This is a genomic window from Streptomyces sp. NRRL S-350, from assembly GCF_000719705.1.
Lineage (GTDB): Bacteria > Actinomycetota > Actinomycetes > Streptomycetales > Streptomycetaceae > Kitasatospora.
Genome location: NZ_JOHO01000035.1, coordinates 1 through 19,736 on the forward strand (window position 1 = coordinate 1; position 19,736 = coordinate 19,736).

Annotated in this window: 15 protein-coding genes; 8 read left to right on the forward strand and 7 right to left on the reverse strand. The window is 74.7% G+C overall.

Features of this window, described 5'->3' with window-relative positions; genetic code table 11:
- Positions 1 to 480: 480 nt before the first annotated feature.
- The 3 genes from IF30_RS0126400 to IF30_RS0126410 form a co-directional block, all read right to left on the reverse strand.
- Positions 481 to 1,095, reverse strand: a complete 615-nt coding sequence (locus IF30_RS0126400) for a TIGR03086 family metal-binding protein (protein WP_051711193.1) — start codon at positions 1,093 to 1,095, stop codon at positions 481 to 483.
- A gap of 208 nt (positions 1,096 to 1,303) precedes the next feature.
- Positions 1,304 to 3,010 (reverse strand): phytoene desaturase family protein, encoded by a 1,707-nt coding sequence (locus tag IF30_RS0126405; RefSeq protein ID WP_030243053.1) that lies wholly within the window; start codon positions 3,008 to 3,010, stop codon positions 1,304 to 1,306.
- 142 nt (positions 3,011 to 3,152) lie between these two features.
- A complete protein-coding gene (locus IF30_RS0126410; protein ID WP_063752778.1) occupies positions 3,153 to 4,487 on the reverse strand; it encodes an MFS transporter in 1,335 nt (444 codons plus the stop codon).
- 391 nt (positions 4,488 to 4,878) lie between these two features.
- Here IF30_RS0126410 and IF30_RS0126415 point away from each other — a divergent pair, with 391 nt between their 5' ends.
- Both IF30_RS0126415 and IF30_RS0126420 read left to right on the forward strand, forming a co-directional pair.
- Positions 4,879 to 7,047 (forward strand): DEAD/DEAH box helicase, encoded by a 2,169-nt coding sequence (locus IF30_RS0126415; protein ID WP_030243056.1) that lies wholly within the window; start codon positions 4,879 to 4,881, stop codon positions 7,045 to 7,047.
- A 233-nt stretch (positions 7,048 to 7,280) separates the two neighbouring features.
- Entirely contained in the window at positions 7,281 to 8,306 is a 1,026-nt protein-coding gene (locus IF30_RS0126420) for an NUDIX domain-containing protein (RefSeq protein WP_030243058.1), read from the forward strand.
- Positions 8,307 to 8,602: 296 nt separating this feature from the next.
- Here the strand turns inward: IF30_RS0126420 and IF30_RS0126425 are convergent, their stop codons facing one another.
- From IF30_RS0126425 to IF30_RS0126435, 3 genes are read right to left on the reverse strand one after another with little or no spacing between them, the layout of a single operon-like run.
- On the reverse strand, positions 8,603 to 9,355 hold the full coding sequence (locus tag IF30_RS0126425; RefSeq protein ID WP_051711214.1) for an FAD:protein FMN transferase: 753 nt from the start codon (positions 9,353 to 9,355) through the stop codon (positions 8,603 to 8,605).
- Positions 9,356 to 9,385: 30 nt separating this feature from the next.
- Positions 9,386 to 9,940, reverse strand: a complete 555-nt coding sequence (locus IF30_RS0126430; protein ID WP_030243062.1) for an FMN-binding protein — start codon at positions 9,938 to 9,940, stop codon at positions 9,386 to 9,388.
- 37 nt (positions 9,941 to 9,977) lie between these two features.
- Positions 9,978 to 11,426 carry a ferric reductase-like transmembrane domain-containing protein gene (locus tag IF30_RS0126435; protein WP_078891708.1) on the reverse strand — a complete coding sequence of 483 codons (1,449 nt, stop codon included), beginning with the start codon at positions 11,424 to 11,426 and terminating at the stop codon, positions 9,978 to 9,980.
- 228 nt (positions 11,427 to 11,654) lie between these two features.
- Here IF30_RS0126435 and IF30_RS0126440 point away from each other — a divergent pair, with 228 nt between their 5' ends.
- Positions 11,655 to 12,371 carry a response regulator transcription factor gene (locus tag IF30_RS0126440; RefSeq protein ID WP_030243065.1) on the forward strand — a complete coding sequence of 239 codons (717 nt, stop codon included), beginning with the start codon at positions 11,655 to 11,657 and terminating at the stop codon, positions 12,369 to 12,371.
- A gap of 77 nt (positions 12,372 to 12,448) precedes the next feature.
- Positions 12,449 to 13,903, forward strand: a complete 1,455-nt coding sequence (locus IF30_RS0126445; protein WP_030243068.1) for a sensor histidine kinase — start codon at positions 12,449 to 12,451, stop codon at positions 13,901 to 13,903.
- Between the two features lie 26 nt (positions 13,904 to 13,929).
- On the opposite strand, the gene IF30_RS0126450 is transcribed toward IF30_RS0126445, so the two are convergent.
- Positions 13,930 to 15,015, reverse strand: a complete 1,086-nt coding sequence (locus IF30_RS0126450) for a GlxA family transcriptional regulator (protein WP_078891709.1) — start codon at positions 15,013 to 15,015, stop codon at positions 13,930 to 13,932.
- Between the two features lie 143 nt (positions 15,016 to 15,158).
- On the opposite strand from IF30_RS0126450, the gene IF30_RS0126455 reads away from it, so the two are divergent.
- The 4 genes from IF30_RS0126455 to IF30_RS0126470 all read left to right on the forward strand — a co-directional run bounded on the left by IF30_RS0126455 (position 15,159) and on the right by IF30_RS0126470 (position 19,725).
- Entirely contained in the window at positions 15,159 to 15,749 is a 591-nt protein-coding gene (locus IF30_RS0126455) for a cysteine hydrolase family protein (RefSeq protein WP_030243072.1), read from the forward strand.
- Between the two features lie 261 nt (positions 15,750 to 16,010).
- Positions 16,011 to 17,006 (forward strand): ArsR/SmtB family transcription factor, encoded by a 996-nt coding sequence (locus tag IF30_RS0126460; RefSeq protein WP_158835500.1) that lies wholly within the window; start codon positions 16,011 to 16,013, stop codon positions 17,004 to 17,006.
- A gap of 239 nt (positions 17,007 to 17,245) precedes the next feature.
- On the forward strand, positions 17,246 to 18,976 hold the full coding sequence (locus tag IF30_RS0126465; protein ID WP_030243076.1) for a histidine kinase: 1,731 nt from the start codon (positions 17,246 to 17,248) through the stop codon (positions 18,974 to 18,976).
- Entirely contained in the window at positions 18,973 to 19,725 is a 753-nt protein-coding gene (locus tag IF30_RS0126470) for a response regulator (RefSeq protein ID WP_030243078.1), read from the forward strand. Before IF30_RS0126465 ends, IF30_RS0126470 begins: the two co-directional genes overlap by 4 nt.
- The last annotated feature ends 11 nt before the right edge of the window (positions 19,726 to 19,736 follow it).

A 19,736-nucleotide genomic window follows, 5' to 3' on the forward strand; every position in this document is an offset into this window, starting at 1 on the left:
CGGAAGCTAAGCCTCATAGCGCCGATGGTACTGCAGGGGGGACCCTGTGGGAGAGTAGGACGCCGCCGAACAATTCTTCAGAAGAACCCCCATCCGGGACCCGGATGGGGGTTCTTCGCATTTCCGGGTCTCCCGTATTGGAGTTCTTCGGCATGGCGCCCGTTCCGGAGCTGGAGTGGGCTACTTCTCGGTGAAGACGAGGTCCTCGATCGGGTGCGTCATCGCACCGTGGAGCCGTTGGTGACTCGACCACGTTCTGCAGACGGGATTCGGATCCCCCGCACCCCGTTGCCGGCAGGAGCCGGAACGGGTGTGAGTGCCCGTCAGTCCGGCCCCGCTTCGAGACCCCGACCGTGCCCGGCTTCCGCCTCAGCCGCCTACCCGCCGGCCGCTGAGGCGGTCTCAGCGCCTGGGCGGTGCCCTGTGCCTGACGCGCCGGGATCCCGACCGGCCGCGTCGGAGCCGGTCAGCGCAAACCGGTCAGCGGGTGGCGTCGTAGGACCAGTTCGGGTCGCGTCCGGTGAGGGCCAGCAGCTCCTCCTGGGCGTCGGCTCCCGGCCGCGTACCGAGCGGCGGATCGAACAGGCCGGTACGGGCCAGATCGCGGTACCCCTGGAACTCGGCGAGCGCGTAACCGGCGGCGCCCGGCGGCATCCGACCGCGTTCGCCCAGCGCCCGGGCCAGGTCCCAGCCGTGCACGACGGTCTCCGCGGTCAACTCCCGGGCGTACCCGCCGACATCGCGCACCCCGTACGGCAGGTGCACCAGGCGGTCCGGGGCGCCCGGCTGGTGCAGGGCGCGCACGGCGGTGTCGGCCGCCATCACCCACACGCCGACGGGGTTGCGGCCCAGCACGTCGCCGTCGAAGCGGTGGCCGATCGACTCCGGGGTGTAGCCGGCCACGGCATGGCAGACCCAGAGGTGTTGCGCGGCGAGGTGGTTCACCAGCGTGCGGACGTCCCAGTCCCGGCACGGTGTCGGGGTCGCCCAGCCATCCTCGGGGACGGCCCGGACCAGCCGGGTCACCTCCGCTGCGGCGGCGATGTAGCGTTCACGGACCTCGATGTGGAACCCGGGTGGGTGTGGACATTCCATCGGAGGGCCTCCCTCCTACCCTGCTTACTCTCAGTAAATCGCCACCGGGAGTCACGTGCCAGACGGGCGGGACGCCGACTTCGGCCGGAGCCGGACGGCGATCGGAGGGTGGCGGTGGGTGGCCGTGGGCGGCCGGAACTCGCCCCCGGTGCTCGCGGTTTGCGGTGGGTGTCCGGCCGGTCGGCGTGGCTTCTCGGGAAGGCTGCGCTCAGGCCCCGGCGAGCTCCGCCAGGATGGCCTGCGCCGCGTTGTGCCCCGGAATGCCGCTGACGCCGCCACCGCGGACTGCCCCCGCGCCGCACAGCAGGACGTTCGGACGGGAGGTCGCCACGCCCCAGCGCGCGGCGGCGCTCTCCGCCTCCTCCTCGGCGAACGGGAAGGCGAGGTCGCGGTGGAAGATGTGGCCGCCCGGCAGGCCGATCTCCCGCTCCAGCTCCGGCGGCGTCCTGGCCTCGATACAGGGCCGGCCGTCGGCGTCCGTGGCCAGGCAGTCGGCGATCGGCTCGGCCAGCACCGCGTCCAGCTGCGCCAGGCTCGCGGCCAGCGCATGCTCCTTGACCTTTCGCTCCCGAGCCTCCCGCTCCCGGATTCCCTGCTCCCGGGCCTCGGCCTCCCGGAAGTGGGGCTCCCCGACGTGGAGGCCCCCGGCCCCGCGGCCGGCTCGCGGGTCGCCGAACAGCCGGGCCGGCAGGTGCAGGCCGAACAAGGTCAGCGTCTGCAACCCCTGCCGCACGGCCTCGGGGCCCAGGATCGACGGATCCGTCAGGGTGTGGCAGTAGATCTCCGACGGCGGCGCCGACGGCAGCCGTCCGGCCCGAGCCTCGGCGTACGCCGCCTCCAACTGCCGGTAGCCCTCGGCGATGTGGAAGGTGCCCGCGAAGGCCTCGCGCGGGTCCGCGGCGGCGTCCCGCAGGCGCGGCAGGCGGCGCAGCACCATGTTGACCTTCAGCTGGGCGCCCTCCGGCGCGGGCCCCGGGTCCTCGCCGAGCAGCCGGGCCAGGGTCGCCGGCGCGGCGTTGACCAGCACCCGGCGCGCCACGGCCGTCGCCTCACCGTCCCGGTGGCGGTACGAGACCTCGGCGTCGCCGCGGCCGCCGCCGTCGCCGGGGCCGCCGCGGTCGGTGGCGATGGCGGTGACCTCGCAGCCGGTCCGGATCTCTGCCCCGGCTGACAACGCCGCCTCGGCCAGTGCGTCCGTCACCGCGCCCATGCCGCCGACGGGGACGTCCCAGTCACCTGTGCCGTTGCCGATCACGTGGTACAGGAAACAGCGGTTCTGCCGGAGCGCGGGATCGTGGGCGTGGGTGAAGGTGCCGATCAGCGCGTCCGTGAGGACCACGCCGCGCACCAGGTCGTCCGCGAAGGTCCGTTCGATCGTCTCGCCGAGCGGCCGCTCGAACAGGGACGTCCAGGCGGCGTCGTCCGCGACCCGCCGCCGCAGCCCGGCGCGGCTGGGCAGCGGCTCGGTGAGCGTCGGGAACACCCGACGGGCGACCTGGCCGGTCATCCCGTAGAAGCTCTGCCAGGCCTGCCACTCGCGGTCGGTGCCGGTGAGCGCCCGGAACGACTCCCGGGTGCGGTCGGGGTCGCCGGCGTCCACCAGCAGACCGGTGGGCTTCCCGTCCCGGACGACGGGGGTGTACGAGGCGATCCGGCGGCGGCGGAGGTCCAACCGCAGCCCGAGGTCCCGCACCACCTTCCGCGGCAGCAGGCTGACCAGGTACGAGTAGCGCGACAGCCGGACGTCCACGCCCGGGAACACCGGGGTGGAGACCGCCGCCCCGCCCACCCTGGGCAGTCGTTCGAGGACCAGAACCCGCTGCCCGGCCCGCGCCAGGTAGGCCGCGGCCACCAGCCCGTTGTGCCCGCCTCCGACGATCACGACGTCGTACCGCGAGGACGCGTTCGTGTTCATCCGGCCACGCTACGACACTTCGCGCGGGTGCGGAACAGCCGTGCACGGGCCTCGCCGGTGCCCTCCCCGGGCACGTGTGGGGTAGCCGTCGGCAGCCACGAGAGGGGGCCGGCCTGGGCCGGAAGGGCGCGGCCGGTCGCCCTCAGCGGCGCGTCACGCCTGCGGGCCGGGGCTCGGCCCGGCCGCCGACCGCCGCTCCCGCCTCGGTCCCGGCGGTCGGCTGCTGCACGGCCTCGGTCCCGCCGTCCGGCTGCGGCATCGCCTCTGGCCCGGCCCGGTGGCCGTACGCGCCGACGGTGGCGGCGGCGAGGAGGGCGACCGCACCCCCGACCACCATGACGGCGGCGGGGGAGGAGTGGTCCACCACCAGGCCGCCCGCCAGGGAGCCGATCGAGATCGTCGCCTGGAACGACGAGGTGAACACGACCCCCGCCCCCTCCGGGGAGTGGGGTGCGGCCGTGTGGAACCAGGTCAGCGAACAGACCGGGACGGCGCCGTACGCCACTCCCCAGAGCATCAGCAGCACGCCCGCGCCCGGAGCGCCCCTCCCCAGCAGCGGCAGCAGCAGGGTCGCGGCGGCCAGCAGGACGGCGGCCCCGCCGAACACCGGACGCAGCGCCCGCGCCGCGCGCCCGCCGGCCAGGACGTTGCCGAGCAGCCCGGCGGCGCCGTAGGCGAGCAGGAGGCCGGTGATCAGCCCCGGTCCGGCATGGGCGGTGTCCGCCAGGAACGGTGTGACGTACGTGTAGCTGCCGAAGTGGGCGACGACGATCAGGAAGGTCGCCGCGAGGCCGGTACGGGTGCCCCGTCCGGTCAGCAGCCCGCGCAGCACGCCCAGACCGGTCACGGTCAGCGGGGGCAGCGGCGGCAGCGACACCAGGAGGGCCGCCAAGACCAGCGCGGTCAGCGCGGCCATCGCCAGGAACGCCGCCCGCCACCCCGCGAGGCCCCCGAGGAACACACCCGCGGGCACGCCCAGGACCGAACCGAGCGGAATCGCGGAGAAGAGCACGGTGTTGGCGCGGGCCTGCTGCCGCTCCTCGACGAGCCGCGGAGCGAGGCCCGAACCGATCGACCAGAACGCCCCGATCACCAGCCCCAGCGCCACCCGGGCCACCAGCACCGCCCAGTACACGGAAGCCGTCGCGTTGAGGAGGTCCGCCAGCGTCAGCACCAGCAGCAGGAGGCACAACATGGTCCGCCGGTCGGCCCGCCGGGTCGCGACGGTCACCACGGGCGCCGCCACCGCGGCCACGATGCCGGGCAGCGTCATCATCAGCCCGGCCGTACCCGGGGAGATCCGGAAGTCGGCGCCGATCGGGGTCAGCAGCCCGATCGGCAGGATCTCGGCGGTGACGAGGGAGAACACGCCCGTGGTCACCGCGACGACGGCGAACCAGCCCCGGGCTCGGGCCCTCGGTCCGGCCGAAGCGCCGTCGGCCGCGTGCGGGGTGGGCGGAAGAGCAGTGTCAGACATGCCGGAAGTCCTGTCCCTGAGCAGTGGATGTCACCGAAGTCCACCAAGCCGACAGGGGGTTGGGCTGGCGTGATTCCGCCTTCGACGTCCGGGCCGCGTCCCGGCCGGGCCTGCCCGCGGAGCGAGTCGAGTGGGAGTGCGGTGCTCGGAGGGGCCGGTTTCGTTGACCCCCGGACGGTTCGGTTCGGTGGGGCGGAGTCCACCGGAACCGCCGGTTCGCGCTGCGGTCCGGTCGTCAGGCGGTCCGGTCGTCGGTCGGTCCGGTCGTCGGTCGGTCCGGCGGAGAGGACCGGAGAGCTGCGGAACCGGGCCGATGGGGTGGGGAGGGGTGGAATCATGGAGCGAGCTGCCGAGCGATGCCGCGCGGCTTGGTCGAGACGGGAGTTGATCGGTGGGGGAGACTCGGCAGGCTGCCCGGAAGCCCAAGGCGGTCCTCGCCGACGCCGAGCGGCTCCAACTGGCCGCAGCCGCGGTCGCCGGTGACTACGGCGGCGCCGTCGACGAAGTGCGCCGCGCTTTCGTCGAGCTGAGGGGGCGGTTGGTCCGGGACGAGCTGGGATCCATTCCGATCGCGCGACTCAAGGACGTGACCGAAGGGCGGCTGAGGGTCGGCGCGCTGGAGGCCGCCGGACTCGCGACCGTGCGGCAGGTGGCGGAGGCCTCGCGCTACACGCTCCAACTGATCCCGGGCGTCGGCGCCCAGACGGCCGCCCAGGCCGTTGCCGCCGCCGGGCAGATCGAGAGGGCCGTCGAGCAGGCGGTGGCGGTGCGCCTGGACGTGGATCGGCAGGATCCGGTGAGTACGGCCCTGGTGGTCGCGCTGCAACGCCTGGTGGCCGCCGGGCCGGACGCAAGACGGGCCAGGGAAGCCGCGGAGCGCGTCACCGCAGAGGTCGCACCGCTGCTGGCCGCCGCGCGGCCGGCCCGCAGCGTGCTGCGCGGGTTGTTCGCCGGTCGGCAGCGCAGGTCGGAGGCGCACGCTGCGGTCGATCGGCTCGATGCGCTGCTGGCGGCATGCGAGGAGCAGGGGGCCCTCGGGCTCTTCGCCCAGGCCTCCGTCGACCTGCTGCGTCCGTCGGCCGGCGCCTTCGAGGCCTGGACGGACTTCGAACTCCGTTCGGCGGAGTTCTACGCCGTCCTCGGTGAGATCGCCGAAGCCGGCCCCGCCGAGCCGGCCGCCGCCGAGGGCTTCCTTCCCCCGGACCTGTCCGACCTGATCCGGGCCGAGCCGTTGGACGGCACCCACTGCCGGGTCTCCCTGCGCGGCTACCAGGCGTTCGGGGTGCGTTTCGCGCTGGCCAGGAAGCGGGTCATCCTCGGCGACGAGATGGGACTCGGCAAGACCGTGCAGGCGATCGCGGCGCTGGCCCACCTGCGGGCGGACGGCCGCACGCACTTCCTCGTCGTGTGCCCGGCGAGCGTCCTGATCAACTGGACCAGGGAGGTCGAATCCCGCAGCGCCCTGCGGGCCTACCGGTTCCACGGACCGGACCGGGAGGCGGCGCTCGCCGAGTGGGTCCGGGACGGCGGTGTCGTCGTGGCGACGTTCGACGGGCTGCGCCGGCTGGAAGTACCGGAGGAGGTCACGGTCGCCATGGTCGTGGTCGACGAGGCCCACTACGTCAAGAACCACGGCACGCAGCGCTCCCGGGCGGTGGCGTGGTGGACGGAGCAGGTGGAACGCGTGCTGTTCCTCACCGGAACGCCGATGGAGAACCGGGTCGAGGAGTTCCGGAACCTGGTGCAGTACCTGCAGCCCGACCTGGTGCCCCGGCTGGACGGCGGCATCGCCGCTGCCGGACCGGTGGCGTTCCGCAGGGCCGTGGCCCCGGCGTACCTGCGCCGCAACCAGAAGGACGTGCTCACCGAGCTTCCCGAGACCGTCCACGTGGACGAGTGGGAGGAGTTCACGCCCACTGATCTCGCCGCCTACCGTTCGGCCGTGGCCGCAGGGAACTTCATGGCGATGCGCCGCGCCGCCTACGCGGACCCGGCGGGGTCCGCGAAGTTGAGACGGCTGGTGGAAATCGTCCAGGAGGCGGCGGAGAACGGACTGAAGGTCGTCGTCTTCTCGTTCTTCCGCGATGTGCTGGCGGCCGTCCAAGGCGCCCTGGAACAACGGGCCTTCGGGCCGATCGACGGTGCCCTCGCATCCGTCCGGCGCCAGGACGTGGTCGACGGGTTCACCGCTTCGCCCGGCCATGCCGTCCTGCTGTGCCAGATCCAGGCGGGGGGCCTCGGGTTGAACATCCAGGCGGCTTCGGTGGTGATCCTCTGCGAGCCGCAGGTGAAGCCGACGACGGAGAGCCAGGCGATCGCCAGGTCCCACCGGATGGGCCAGGTGCGGCGGGTGCAGGTGCACCGCCTGCTGGCCACCGACAGCGTCGACCAGCGGATGCTCGACATCCTCCGGGTGAAGGGGCGGCTGTTCGACGACTACGCGCGTCGGAGTGAGGTGGCGGAGTCGACCCCGGAAGCCGTCGATGTCTCGGAGCAGTCGCTGGCGGCGTTGATCGTCGAGGAGGAACAGCTGCGGCTGGCACTGACCGGGCGCGAGTGAGGCCCGGCGGCCCGGGGCGCCTCGCCGGCCGCGCGGCGGCTGCGGCCGTACTGGCCGTCCGTACGGCGACTCCCGCTGTACGGACGAGGAATCCGGGCGCCCGCACGGCTGTCCGGTGCCTCGGGGCCGACTTTTCGATCACCCCGGCCCCGGGGCGCGCGAAGCCCCTTTCCCCGGGCGCGCCCGGGGCCCCACAATGGGGCGCGGGCGATCACGAAGGCGGGGGAACCGGGGTGGAGTGGCTGCTGGGGATCGGCGGGGCCCTGCTGATCGGGGTGCTGACCAATCTGGTGTACGACTTCGCCAAGTTCGGTGGCTCGCGCCTCGGTTCGCGGATACCGGCGTCCAGGGCCCGACGGGCGAGCCTGTCCCCGGCGGCGCGGGCGCACGACATCCGGGCGGACGGGCTCGCGCCGCTCCTCACCTGGTCGGCGGCCCGGCCGCTGACCCCGGCCTCGTTGGTGACCTCGTACGACGGGCGGATCAGCCGTCCGCACGTGCTGGACCGGGTCGGCTGGGCCGAGGAGGCGGCGCGCCAACGGGCCGCCGGGGCGGCAGGCCGGACGGCGTACGTCTCGCGGCTGACGGTCGACCACGGAGAGCACCCCGCGGCTCGGGTGTGCGAGGTGGGCATCGCCGAGAGCGACTACGCGGAGTGCATGGCCACCACCCGGCTCGGCCGGGAGGACCCGGAGGCGGGCCGGCTCCTGCGCGAGGCGCTGGACCAGGGCCTGACGGGTTTCGTGGCCGCCGCACCGCCCACGATGGTCAGCGCCTGCGTCGCGGTGCGGGACCGCGCCGGGCGGTTGCTGCTCCTGCGCCGCTCCCTGGCAGTCACGACGTTCCCGGGGCAGTGGACGGTCGGGATCAACGAGACGATGAAGTACCGGGACGAGCCGGGCGCCGCCGAGGACTTCTACGGGTTGGTCCACCGGGCGCTGGAGGAGGAGTTGGGGCTGCTGCCGGGCGACGTCGGACCGGCGGTGATCACCTGGTTCGGCTGGAGCGAACCGGCCTCCTGCTACACGCTGGTCGCCACCGTCCGGGCGCGGCTCGACGCGGCTGAGATCGACCGCCGCCGCGACGCCTGCCACAGCACCTTCGAGCACGACATGGCGGTGTGGGTGCCGTTCACCCGCCGCTCGGTGTCCGAGCTGATCGAGGGCGGCGTCTGCCCGGACGGCTCGCACGGCTGGTCGTACCTGGCCCCGCTGGTGGCGTGGGAGGCCTGGCGGGCGGCGCAGCAGGCGCGGCCGTAGTGGGAGCGGCGGTGGCGGTGGCCCGGGGGCGGTGTATGAGCTCGTCTCATGGGGCTGGTGCATGAGGTCGTCTCATGGGGGCGTCCATGAGTTTGTCGCATGACAGAGGCGCATGGGCTTTTCTCATGGGGCCGTCCATGAGCCCGTCTCATGACAGGGGTACATGAGCTTGTCTCATGGCAAGGGTGCATGAGGTCATCTCATGGGCTCGCACATGAGCGTGTCTCATGACGTCGGCGGATGAGGCGGCCTCACAGCGCCCCGGGGGGAGGTCGGTTCACGAGGCCGGGGCCCGGTCAGCGGATGGCGGCCTGCCAGTCCGCGGGTCCGCTCGCCGGGAGGTGGGCGGGCAGGCCAGGGGTCCAGCGTTTGGTGCCGTCCGGCAGGACGGCGAGTGCCTCGATGCCGGGTTGGCGGGCGGCCCAGGTGAGGGCGCGGTCCGGGCCCATGGCGAAGGCGGCGGTGGCCCAGGCGTCGGTGCGGGCGATGCCGGTGCCCGGGGCGCCGACGAGCGTGAGGGAGGCCAGGCCGGTGGCCGGGCGGCCGGTGTGCGGATCGAGGATGTGCGCGCCGCGTTCGGCGGTGCCCGAGGTGGCCACGGCGAGGCCGCTGCCGGCCAGGACGGCGGCGAGCAGGCCCGGTCGGCCGGGGTCGGCGATGCCGATCCGCCACGGTCCGCCGCTCGTCTGCACGTCCCCGCCGCCGCTGACGCAGTACTGCCGGGCGCCGGTGGAGTGCAGCAGGGCCGCCGCCTCCTCGACCGCCCACCCCTTGACCCAGCCGCTGGGGTCGAGCCGGCCGCCGGGCCGCTCGGTGAACCAGCCACCGGTCTCCTCGGCCACCCGGCGGCAGTCGGCGAGCACGGTGAGGACGTCCGGATCGCAGTCGTCCAGGGCCAGTTCCCCCCGGTCGAGGCGGCTGATGTCGCTCTCCGGCCGGTAGGGGGAGAACACCGCGTCGATGCGGTGCAGCCGCTCGGCGATCCGGTCGAGCACGGCGGTGGTGCCCGGGCGGGGGTCGCGGACGGCGATCGAGAAGACGGTGCCCATCACGGGTTCGGCGTGGCGCAGCACGGTGCCTCAGCCCTTGGCCCGGTCGAGGGCGCTCTGCAGCGAGCGGATGTAGCCGTCGCTGGTGTAGGTGGCGCCGGTGACCACGTCGATCCCGGCGTTCTGCGCGGAGATCGCCTCCTGGTTGAGGACGGGCAGGGCGGAGGTGTTGATCTCGCGGTCGCGCCGCTCGGCATTGGGGTACTTGACCACGTCGACGGCGGTGATCCGGCTGCCCGCGAGGGTGACCTGGACCTGTACCGGGCCGTAGCGCGTGTTGACGGTGTCGCCGCTGACCTTCCGGGTGGCACCGGCGGCGGCGGCCGACGACTGGCCGGCCGACCCGGGCGGAGCCGCCGACGCGGACGGCGCCGCGGAGCCGGCCGACCCGGGCGGGGCCGCCGACGCGGCGCCGGTGGGGGCGTTCGACGGCACCGAGACGTCGGAACCGGCGCCGGGGGCGGCTCCGGCACCCGCCCCGGAGCTGATCACCGGGGCCGGCCCGGCCGCGTCGTGCGGTTTGAGGGACAGCAGCAGCACCACCCCGGCGGCGGTGGCGGCGCTGGTGACAACGGCTCTGCGCATGGACGTGACACTCCTCGGGGGCAGGGGGATTTCCGTATCAGAGGGAAAAGCTCTCGTGGTGGATGCGGCCGGGCCGCACCCCGGCCGCCCGCAGCGCGCGGACGGCCTCGTCGGCGAGGGTCTGCGGGCCGCACAGGTAGACCTCGTGCTCGGCGAGGTGGGGGACGAGTCGGGCGAGGGCGGCTCCGAGGTCGCCGACCTGCTCCCGCGAGCCGAGCAGCTCGTGCACGACCGCGCCGCGCCGCCGGGCGACGTCGGCCAGCTCCGCCCGGAACAGCAGGTCCTCCGGCCGACGGGCGCGTTGGACCAGCGTCAGCTCGCCCGGCAGCGTCTCGAACAGCGCCCGCAGCGGGGTGATCCCGACACCGGCCCCGAGCAGCAGGACCCGGCGCTGCCGCAGTCGTCGCCCAGTGAACGCGCCGTACGGCCCCTCGGCCCGCACCTTGGTGCCGGGGCGGAGGGCGGCCACGGCGGCGCTGTGCCCGCCCAGGTCCTTGACGGTGAAGCGCAGGAACTGCGGGTGCGGTGGCGCGGAGAGCGAGTACGGGTTGGCGGCCCAGCGCAGGCCTGGTGCCTGGAACTGGAGGCGGAAGAACTGCCCGGGTTCGGCGCGCAGTCCGTCCAACTGCCGGCCGGTCAGGAACAGCGACACCACGCCGGGGCCCTCGGGCCGTATCTCGGCGACCTGCAGCCCGTGCCGCCGGTCGAGCAGCCACGGCCGGGCGAGCCGGTACCAGCCGAGCAGTGCCGCCGTCCCGAAGTAGAGCGCGTACCAGGCGGCGCGGCCGGGGCCGCCGCCGAGGTCGGCGCCGGTGGCGAGCTGGTGGGAGAAGGCGAGCGCCACCGCCAGGTAGGTGGCGAGGTGCAGGTAGTACCAGGCTTCGTACGGGAGCCGGCGGCGCGCGGCCCGGGCGGAGACGGCGCCGGTGCCGAGCAGTAGCAGCGTGCCGAGCGTGGCCTTGATCATCTCTGGGTAGTGGAAGACGATCTCCACGCCCTCGCCGAGCAGGCCGCGCCCGTCGGTCAGCGCGTAGCCCCAGACGATCGTCAGCACGTGCACCGAGACGGCGGCGACCATCCAGCGGCCGCCGAAGGCGTGCCAGCGCGCCAGCCGGTCCGCGCCGACCCCGCGCTCCAGCGGGGGCAGCCGGGCCATCAGCAGGAGCAGCACCGGGGCGGCGTACCCGGCGAGCAGTCCGGTGATCCGGCCGGCGCCGGTGAGCCAGCCGGCCGCGCCGACGACCGCCGGGGTGCCCGTCCACCACAGCGCGAGCACCCCGAGCGCGCCCACGGCGATCAGCCCGAGCGCGACGGCCGGGTCGAGGACGAGCGGCGGCCGCGGCGCCGCCCGGTGCCCGCGGCCTGCGGGCGCCCGCCCGGGCTGCCCTGCGCCGGGGCGCCCAGCTCCGGGCTGCCCTGCTCGGGGGCGCCCAGCTCCGGCGCGCGGTGAACCGGGCTGCGGCTTCGGTGCGGCGGCAGTGGTCATCGGTAGCCTCCTCAGCGCCAGGCGGCGAGTGCCGCCGAGGCGGACCACGATCGCACCGCAAGCTCTGAGCCACCTCTGAGCGGGCCCGGCCGCCGGACCCCCGTCGCGACCACATCCTCGCAGTTCAGAGCGGTTGTGGCGGCCTACGAACGAGTCGCAGAGGTCTCACGGGTTTCTCATCGCGGCGGTGCAGGATGAAGGCCTCGCCGTACGACCCGAGGGAGCACCATGGACGACACCGCCGACCGCCCGGAGTGGCGCGTCCTGGTCGTCGACGACGAGCCGGACCTGGTCGAGGTGGTCTGCGGCGCCGTCCGCTACGAGGGCTGGCAGGCGCGCGGCGCGACCACCGGCCTGGCCGCCGTCGAAGCCGCCGCGGCCTGGCGGCCGCACGCCGTGGTGCTCGACGTGATGCTGCCGGACCTCGACGGCCTGGAGGTGCTGCGCCGCCTCCACGCGGAGCAGCCCGAGGTGCGGGTGCTCTTCCTCACCGCCCGGGACGCCGTCGAGGAGCGGATCGCGGGCATCGCGGCCGGCGGCGACGACTACGTGACCAAGCCGTTCAGCCTGGCCGAGGTGGTCGTCCGGCTGCGCGGGCTGCTGCGCCGGGCCGCCCCTCCCGTCGCGCCGCGGCAGCCGCCCCCGCACGCGCTGGTGCTCGGCGACCTCGTCCTGGACGACCGCGCCCGCGAGGTGACCCGAGGCGGCGGAACCATCGAACTCAGCCCGACCGAGTACGCGCTGCTCGCCCACCTGATGCGCCACCCCCGCCAGGTGCTCAGCAAGGCGCAGATCCTGGACGCGGTCTGGTCGTACGACTTCGGCGGCCAGGCGCACATCGTCGAGCTGTACATCAGCTACCTGCGCAAGAAGGTGGACGCGGGCCGCAGTCCGATGATCCACACGGTGCGCGGCGCGGGGTACCTCATCAAAGCCGCGCCGTGAGCCCCCGCGACGGGAGGTCCAGCCCCCGCACCGTGAGCCCCCGCACCAGGAGCGCCCGCCCCGGAAGCCCCCGCACCCTGCGGGCCCGCGCCGCCGGGCTGGCCCCGCGCACCCTGCGGGCCCGCCTGATCGCCGGCCTGCTGGTGCTCCTCGTCGTCACCTGTGCCGCCGTCGGGTTCGCCACCACCGCCGCGCTGCGCCACTTCCTGGTCGACCGCCTCGACCAGCAGCTCGCCGAATCCGGCGGCCGCTACGCCGCGAGCCTGGAGCACACCGGCCAGGGCGCCGGCCCCGACACCCGGGCGCAGACCCCGGGCACCCTCGGCGTACGGCTGCTCGGCGGCCGGGTCACGGCGGCGGGCGTCGTCGACGGTGATGCCGACGACACGGACGGCCCCGACGACCAGGACGACCGGATCACCTTCACCCCCGCCCAGCAGCGCGTGCTCGCGGCCCTGCCGGTCGGCGGCCCGGCCGGGGCCCTCGACCTCGGCCGGGTGCAGGGCCACTACCGGGTCCGGGCGGTCGCCGGGCGGGACGGCGACGTGCTGGTCAGCGGCCTGCCGCTGCGCCCCGCCGAGGACACCGTCCGGAGGCTGGAGACCCTGGAACTGATGGTCTTCGCGATCGCCGTCGTGGCAGCCGGCGCCGCCGGGGCGCTCTGGGTCCGCTGGTCGCTGCGCCCGTTGCGGCGGGTGGTGGGCATGGCCGAGCGGGTCAGCGCGATGCCGCTCGCCAGCGGCGAGGTCCTGCTGGCCGAACGCGTGCCGGACGACGACCCGCGCACCGAGGTGGGCCGGGTCGGCGCGGCACTCAACCGGATGCTCGGCCACGTCGGGGACGCCCTGAGCCGCCGCCACGCCGTCGAGGCGCGGCTGCGCGCCTTCGCCGCCGACGCCAGTCACGAACTGCGCACCCCGGTCGCGGCGGTCCGCGGCCACGCCGAACTGGCTCTGCGCCACCCCGGGGACGTCCCGGCGCCCGTGCGGCACTCGCTGGAGCGGATCGACGCCGAGGCGCTGCGGATGGGGGCGATCGTCGAGGACCTGCTGCTGTTGGCCCGGTTGGACGCCGGCCGGCCGCTCGCGGAGGAGGAGGTGGACCTGACCCGCATCGCCCTCAACGCCGTCGCCGACGCCCGCGCCGCCGGGCCGGACCACCGCTGGCGCCTCGCACTGCCCGAGGAGCCGGTCCTGCTCCGCGGCGACGAGCACCGGCTGAGCCAGGTGGCCGCCAACCTGCTGGCCAACGCCCGCACCCACACCCCGCCCGGAACCGAGGTCCGGCTCCAACTCGAACGGGTGGGCGGACAGGTCGAGTTGAGCGTCACCGACGACGGCCCGGGGATCGCGCCGGAGCTGCTCGACCGGGTCTTCGAGCGTTTCGTCCGCGGCGATCGGGCCCGCTCGCGCGCCACCGGGTCGACCGGGTTGGGGCTGGCGATCGTCCGGGCCGTCGTTCAGGCGCACGGCGGCAGGGTGGACGCGGCCAGTCGGCCCGGCCGCACCGTGTTCACGGTCCGGCTGCCGTGATGGCTCCTTGACGGCTCCCTGATGGCTCACGGTCCGGCTGCCGTGGTGGCTCGCGGTCCGGCTGCCGTGGCTGCGGGCAGCGCTGCCGAGCGTGCCTCCGTAGTGTCCGTCGGAGCTCCGGCGGTCGTCCGGAAGCGCTGCCGGTAGTCGGTCGGCGTGGTGTCGAGCCGACGGCGGAACGCGCGGACGAGCGTGTCGGTGGTGCCGAACCCGCAGGCAGCGGCGATGCGTTCGAGTGTGGCGTCGCCGGACTCCAGCTGGTGGCGGGCGAGTTCGACCCGGGCCGACTCGATGTAGGCGCTCGGCGTGGTGCCCAGCTCGGTCTTGAAGATGCGGGTCAACTGCCGTTCGCTGACGTGGGCGTGGGCGGCGAGATCCGGGACGGTGAGCCGGCCGGAGAGGTTGCGCAGGATGTGGTGGCGCAGCTCCTCGATCCGCCGGGTGGTCGAGACCGGCTCCAACGGGACGCTGAACTGGCTCTGGCCGCTGGGGCGTTTGAGGTACATCACCAGCTGGCGGGCGACGCGCAGGGCCAGCTCCTCGCCGAAGTCGTCGGCGACCAGGGCGAGCGAGAGGTCCAGGCAGGCACTGATGCCGGCGCCGGTCCAGACGTCGCCCGCGCGGATGAAGATCGGATCGGCGTCCACCTCGATCTCCGGGTGCTCGGCGGCGAGTTGGCCGGCCGTGGACCAGTGCGTGGTGGCACGCCGACCGTCCAGCAGTCCGGCGGCGGCGAGCAGGTGGGCGCCGACGCAGACGCTCGCCACCCGGCGGGAGCGCGCGGCCAGCGTGCGGACCCGGTCGACCACCGCCGGGTCGGTGAGCGCGCGGACCCGGCGGCGGTCGTCCAGCTCGACCGAGCCGGGCACCAGCAGGGTGTCGATCCCGCCGCGCGCCGCCTCGTCGAAGGTGACGTCGGGCAGGATGCGCACGCCCGCCGCGGTGGTGACCGGGGCGAGGGTCTCGGCGGCGAGGACGACCCGGTAGCCGGCGGCGTCGTCGGTTTCCCGCCGCACCAGCGAGAACACCTCGGGCGGCCCGGTCACGTCGAGCAGGTCGACACCCTCGAACAGGACGATGACGATCAGCCGTTGCGCGGGTCCGGTTTCCATCAGCGCCCTCCCTCGATGTCGGAATCTGCAGGTTAGACGACATTGCCGACACGCGCGGGGCGCCCGTAGCGTTTCCGGAGGCAGGCCGCACCAGGCGTGACCTGCGAAAACCCCACCCCTCGTACGTGAAAGGCGGCACCGTTGTGCCCACGACGACCCTGCGCACCCTCAACGGACTCGACGACGAACCCGCATCGCTCGGTGACTCGACGCTGATCCTGGTCGACTACCAGAACACCTATGTGCGCGGCGTGATGGAGCTGACGGGCTGGCAGGAGGCGCTGGACGCCGCCGCCGACCTGCTCGGCCGGGCCCGGGCGGCCGGCGCCACCGTCATCCACGTGATCAACGACGGCGGCGAGGGCACCCCGTACGACATCCGGACCGAGATCGGCCGGATCCACCCGAGCGTGGCCCCGGCCGAGGGCGAGCGGGTGGTGGTCAAGCAGGCGCCGGACGCCTTCGTCGGCACCGACCTGGGCGGCCTGGTCGAGGCGGCCGGCCACCGGGACGTCGTCGTCGCCGGGTTCATGACCCACATGTGCGTCGCCTTCACCACGGCGGGCGCCTTCCTGCGCGGCAACCGGCCGACCGTCGTCGCCGCCGCCTGCGCCACCCGGCCGCTGCAGTCGGCGGGCAGCGAGCTGACCGCCGCCCAGGTGCACCGCGGCGCGCTGGCGACGATCGGGGACCTGTACGGGGTGGTGGTGGAATCCCCGGCGGACCTGGGCTGAGCCGAGCCGAGTCGAGCCCCGCCGGGGCCGGATCGAACCGCGCCGGCCCGCGATCGCCCCGCCACCGGTCGTCCCGACCGGGATCGCCCCGACCCGATCGCCCCGACCCGATCGCCCCGCTCCCGGGAGGGGGGAGCGGGGTGCGGGCCGGGTGCGCGGCCAGGGGGTGCGGGCCTGCCCCGCGCCCGGGCAGTCCGCCATGGATTCGGTTCTCGCCGAACAGTCTTGCGGCGACGCCGGTTCCGGGTGACGATCGCGACCGTGCTGCGAATTCTCTTCGGTACGGACGACCTGGAGCGGATCCGGGTGGCAGAGCATCCGGACATGTCGATGGAGCTGTCCCTCAGCGTGCACGCGCTGGTGAACGGACAGCGCGACCCGCGCTTCCAGGCGTGGCGGGACAGCCTGCGGGCCTCCTGGACCCCGCGCACCGCGCTGCTCTTCGACCTCTACACGGCCTCGGCGATCCCGGAGTTCCTCACCGTGCGGCGCGACCCGGGCGCCACCGAGTGCGCCACCGCCGAGGCGCCGGAGGCACCGTTGCGCGACCACCTGCGCTCGGTCGGCGGGGCACGGCAGTTGAGCGCCTTCGCGCGCGGCGTGGCGGCGGGGGACCGCCGGGCCAGGAAGCTGCTCGGCCACGTCACCGCCGAGTACCAGACCCGGGCGATCGACCCCTACCGGCGGCAGATCGAGACCATCGTCACCGTCGAGCACCGGCGTCACCGACGGATCACCGGGCCGGACCAGGTGCTCCGCTCGCTGCACCCGGCGGTGTCCTGGCGCCGCCCGGTGCTCAGCTTCCCGTTGGCCGACGGCTGCCGGCACGACCTGCGGCTGGACGGTCGCGGCCTGCTGCTCCAGCCCTGCGTCTTCGGCCCCCGCCGCCCCGTCATCGCCCGTTTCGAGAATCCGGCGCAGCAGCCCGTCCTCCTCTATCCGGCCCGGATCGGTGGACCCTTGCGCGCCGAGCCCGGACCGACTCCGGGTCGTACCCTGACCGCCCTGCTCGGCCAGACCCGGGCGGCCGCCCTGGAGACCGTCGCCGTCCACGGCCCGTGCTCCACAAAGGAGTTGGCCACCCTCCTGGGCATCTCCACCGCCTCGGCGAGCGAGCACGCGACCGTTCTCGCCGACTCCGGCCTCACCGTCAAGGACCGCACCGGCCGTACCGTCACCCACCGCACAACGCCGCTCGGGCAGGCGCTGCTCGCCGGTCGTCTCCCGGCACCGGAGGCCGTGGGCGGACCCGCCTGACGCCCCCCCGCTCCCGCCTGACACCCCGGCTCCCGCCTGACACATCCCGGCCACCCGGGTGCACCCCGGCCACCCAGGTCCACCCCGGGCACCCAGGTGCACCCCCGGCCACCCGGCGACCCCACCCGCCGGTACCCCACCCCCGGTGTGCCCGAGCTCCACGCCTCCGGCTTTCGACAGAGCAGGACTCATCCCCAGGTCGTAGCCGGAGCCGCAGCCCCGCCCCCGACAATGGGCGGATGCCTCCCACCTCCCGAAATCCGTTCACGGCCCCCGGCGAGCAGACCCGGGGTCTGTGGCGCGCGCTCGCGGAGGTGGCAGCCGGCGCCTGGCTGGTGCTTCTCAGCCAGGAGCTGCTGCGCGGCGGGGGCCCGTCCGGGGTGCTCCAACTCCTCCTGGGCGCCGTCGCCCTCGTCCTGCTCGCCGTCCGCCGCCGCTTCCCCACGACGAGCCTGCTGGGCATCGCGGCGGTGGTGGGTCTGCTGCCCGCCGCGGGGCTGCCGGCCGCCGTGACCGCGTACACGACGGCCAGGCACCTGGTGGTCCGTCGGCGCCGGAGCGTCGTGCTGCTCGCCCCGACCGTCGTGGCGACGTCGGCCTGCGCGGCCTTCGCCCCGGTGGTCGGGCTCGGCGGCCACTCGTTCGGGGTGGCGTTGGGCGCCGTGCTCGCCGCCACCACGCTGATGGTGCCGGGGCTCCTCGGTGCCTCGGGCGGGCAGGAGGAGCGGTTGCTGCGGGCGCTCCGGGAGCGGGCCGCCGCCGCGGAGGCGGCCCGCCGGCTCGCGGACAGCGAGTCCCGGATCCATGAGCGGTCCCGGATCGCCGCAGAGATGCACGATCTGGTCGGCCACCGGCTCAGCCTGGTGTCGCTGCACACGGGCGGCCTGGAGATGGCCCTGCAGAAGGAGTCGCCGGAACTGCGCGACGAGGCGGCTCTGGTGCGCCGGGCGGCCGCGGAGGCGATGCGGGAGCTGCGCGAAGTGCTGGGTGTGCTGGGCCCGTTGGGGCGGGACACCGGGACGGACGCGTTGACCGACACGACGGGCACCCGCGCCGACGTCGAGGCGCTGGCAGCGGAGTCGCGCGGCGGCGGCATACCCGTCGAGCTGTCCTGGGACGGCCCCGACCTGACCGACCGCGCGGCGCAGGTGCGGCGTGCGGTGCACCGGGTGGTGCGCGAGTCGCTGACCAACGTGCACCGGTACGCCGCCGGGGCCCGGGTCAGCGTGGCGGTCACGCACACCGACGACCGGGTGGACGTGCTCGTGCGCAACGGCCGTCCGCCCGCGGCCCCGGAGGCGGCGACCGGCCTGGGGTCGGGGCGCGGCCTGGTGGGGCTGCGGGAACGGGTGGCGCTGCTGGGCGGCACCCTGGAGGCGGGCCCGACGCCGGCCGGTGGCTTCGCGGTGACGGCGCGGATCCCCGCGCAGCCGGACCCGGGGGCGAGCCGCGCCGCGGGGGGTGTGCCGGCGCTTGAATCGCCGTCCGAGTCGCGTTCCGACGGCTCACCCGCCGGTGTCCAGCGCCGCGTCGTGACGGCCCTCAGCGGGCTCCTCGGCCTGCTGGGGGTGGGCGTGATGATGACGGGCGCCCTCGCGCTGGTCGGTCAGGCGTTCCCGGACCCCGTTCCCCGCACGCACGAGCGGCCCCGGATCGGGATGTCCCGCGCGATGGTGGAGGAGGCCGTGTACGGCGACAGCGCGGCGGTGCGCGCGGCGGCGACGGGCCGCGAGCCTCCTCATCCGGACTCCGTGACGAACTGCCTGTACTCGACGTTCCCGTTCGAGGACGAGACGGCGCCGGCCGAGGGCCCCGACCCGGCGGCCTCGACGACCGCGGGGGCAGGGGCGGGGGAGGACCCCGGTCACCTCCGGATCACCCGGTTCTGCTTCCGTGACGATACGTTGGCCACGATCGACCGCTTCACCGTTCCGGTGGTGTCGCGCACACCGCCCTGGGAGTCCCGATGACCGCGTTTGCCCCAACCGCCCCCCGCCCGATCCGTGTCCTGCTCGCCGACGACGAGGAGCTGATCCGGCACGGCGTCCGGCTGATCCTGCGCCATGCCGAGGGCATCGAGGTGGTCGGTGAGGCGGCGAACGGCGAGGAGGCCGTGCGGGTCGCGGGCGAGACCCTTCCCGACGTGGCCCTGGTCGACGTCCGGATGCCCGTGCTCGACGGGCTCGCCACGATCGAGCGGCTCCTCGCCCTCAGCCCCCGGCCGCAGGTCGTCATGCTGACCACGTTCGGCGACGAGGGGAACGTGACGCGCGCGCTGCGGTCCGGCGCCACCGGCTTCCTCCTGAAGGACGAGGGCCCGCAGGAGCTGATCAGCGCGGTACGGGCCGCCGCCGCGGGCGACGCGGTCCTCTCGCCGAAGGTCACCCGTACCGTCATCGAGCGCATGCTCGACGGCACCGGCACCGGCACCGGCACCGGCCACAGCAGTGGCAACGGCGACGGCGACAGCGGTGGTCACCGCTACGGGGACCCGGCCTCCGCGTCCGGCCCCGACCCGCGGCTGTCGGCGCTCACCGGCCGGGAGCGCGACGTCCTCGCGCTGCTGGGCCAGGGCCTCGCCAACGCGGAGATCGGCCACCGACTGGGCATCGGCGTGGGCACGGTGAAGACCCACGTCAGCGCCGTCCTGGTGAAGACGGGTACCGACAGCCGGGTCCAGGCGGCCGTCCTCGCGTACCGGGCGGGGCTGGTGTCCTGAGCCGCGGCCGG

What these genes read in the sequence shown, in the direction of transcription:
- IF30_RS0126400 (WP_051711193.1), bottom strand. Translation starts at nt 1,095, where the DNA reads ATGGAATGTCCACACCCACCCGGGTTCCACATCGAGGTCCGTGAACGC.
- IF30_RS0126405 (WP_030243053.1), bottom strand. Translation starts at nt 3,010, where the DNA reads ATGAACACGAACGCGTCCTCGCGGTACGACGTCGTGATCGTCGGAGGC.
- IF30_RS0126410 (WP_063752778.1), bottom strand. Translation starts at nt 4,487, where the DNA reads ATGTCTGACACTGCTCTTCCGCCCACCCCGCACGCGGCCGACGGCGCT.
- IF30_RS0126425 (WP_051711214.1), bottom strand. Translation starts at nt 9,355, where the DNA reads ATGGGCACCGTCTTCTCGATCGCCGTCCGCGACCCCCGCCCGGGCACC.
- IF30_RS0126430 (WP_030243062.1), bottom strand. Translation starts at nt 9,940, where the DNA reads ATGCGCAGAGCCGTTGTCACCAGCGCCGCCACCGCCGCCGGGGTGGTG.
- IF30_RS0126435 (WP_078891708.1), bottom strand. Translation starts at nt 11,426, where the DNA reads ATGACCACTGCCGCCGCACCGAAGCCGCAGCCCGGTTCACCGCGCGCC.
- IF30_RS0126440 (WP_030243065.1), top strand. Translation starts at nt 11,655, where the DNA reads ATGGACGACACCGCCGACCGCCCGGAGTGGCGCGTCCTGGTCGTCGAC.
- IF30_RS0126450 (WP_078891709.1), bottom strand. Translation starts at nt 15,015, where the DNA reads ATGGAAACCGGACCCGCGCAACGGCTGATCGTCATCGTCCTGTTCGAG.
- IF30_RS0126465 (WP_030243076.1), top strand. Translation starts at nt 17,246, where the DNA reads ATGCCTCCCACCTCCCGAAATCCGTTCACGGCCCCCGGCGAGCAGACC.
- IF30_RS0126470 (WP_030243078.1), top strand. Translation starts at nt 18,973, where the DNA reads ATGACCGCGTTTGCCCCAACCGCCCCCCGCCCGATCCGTGTCCTGCTC.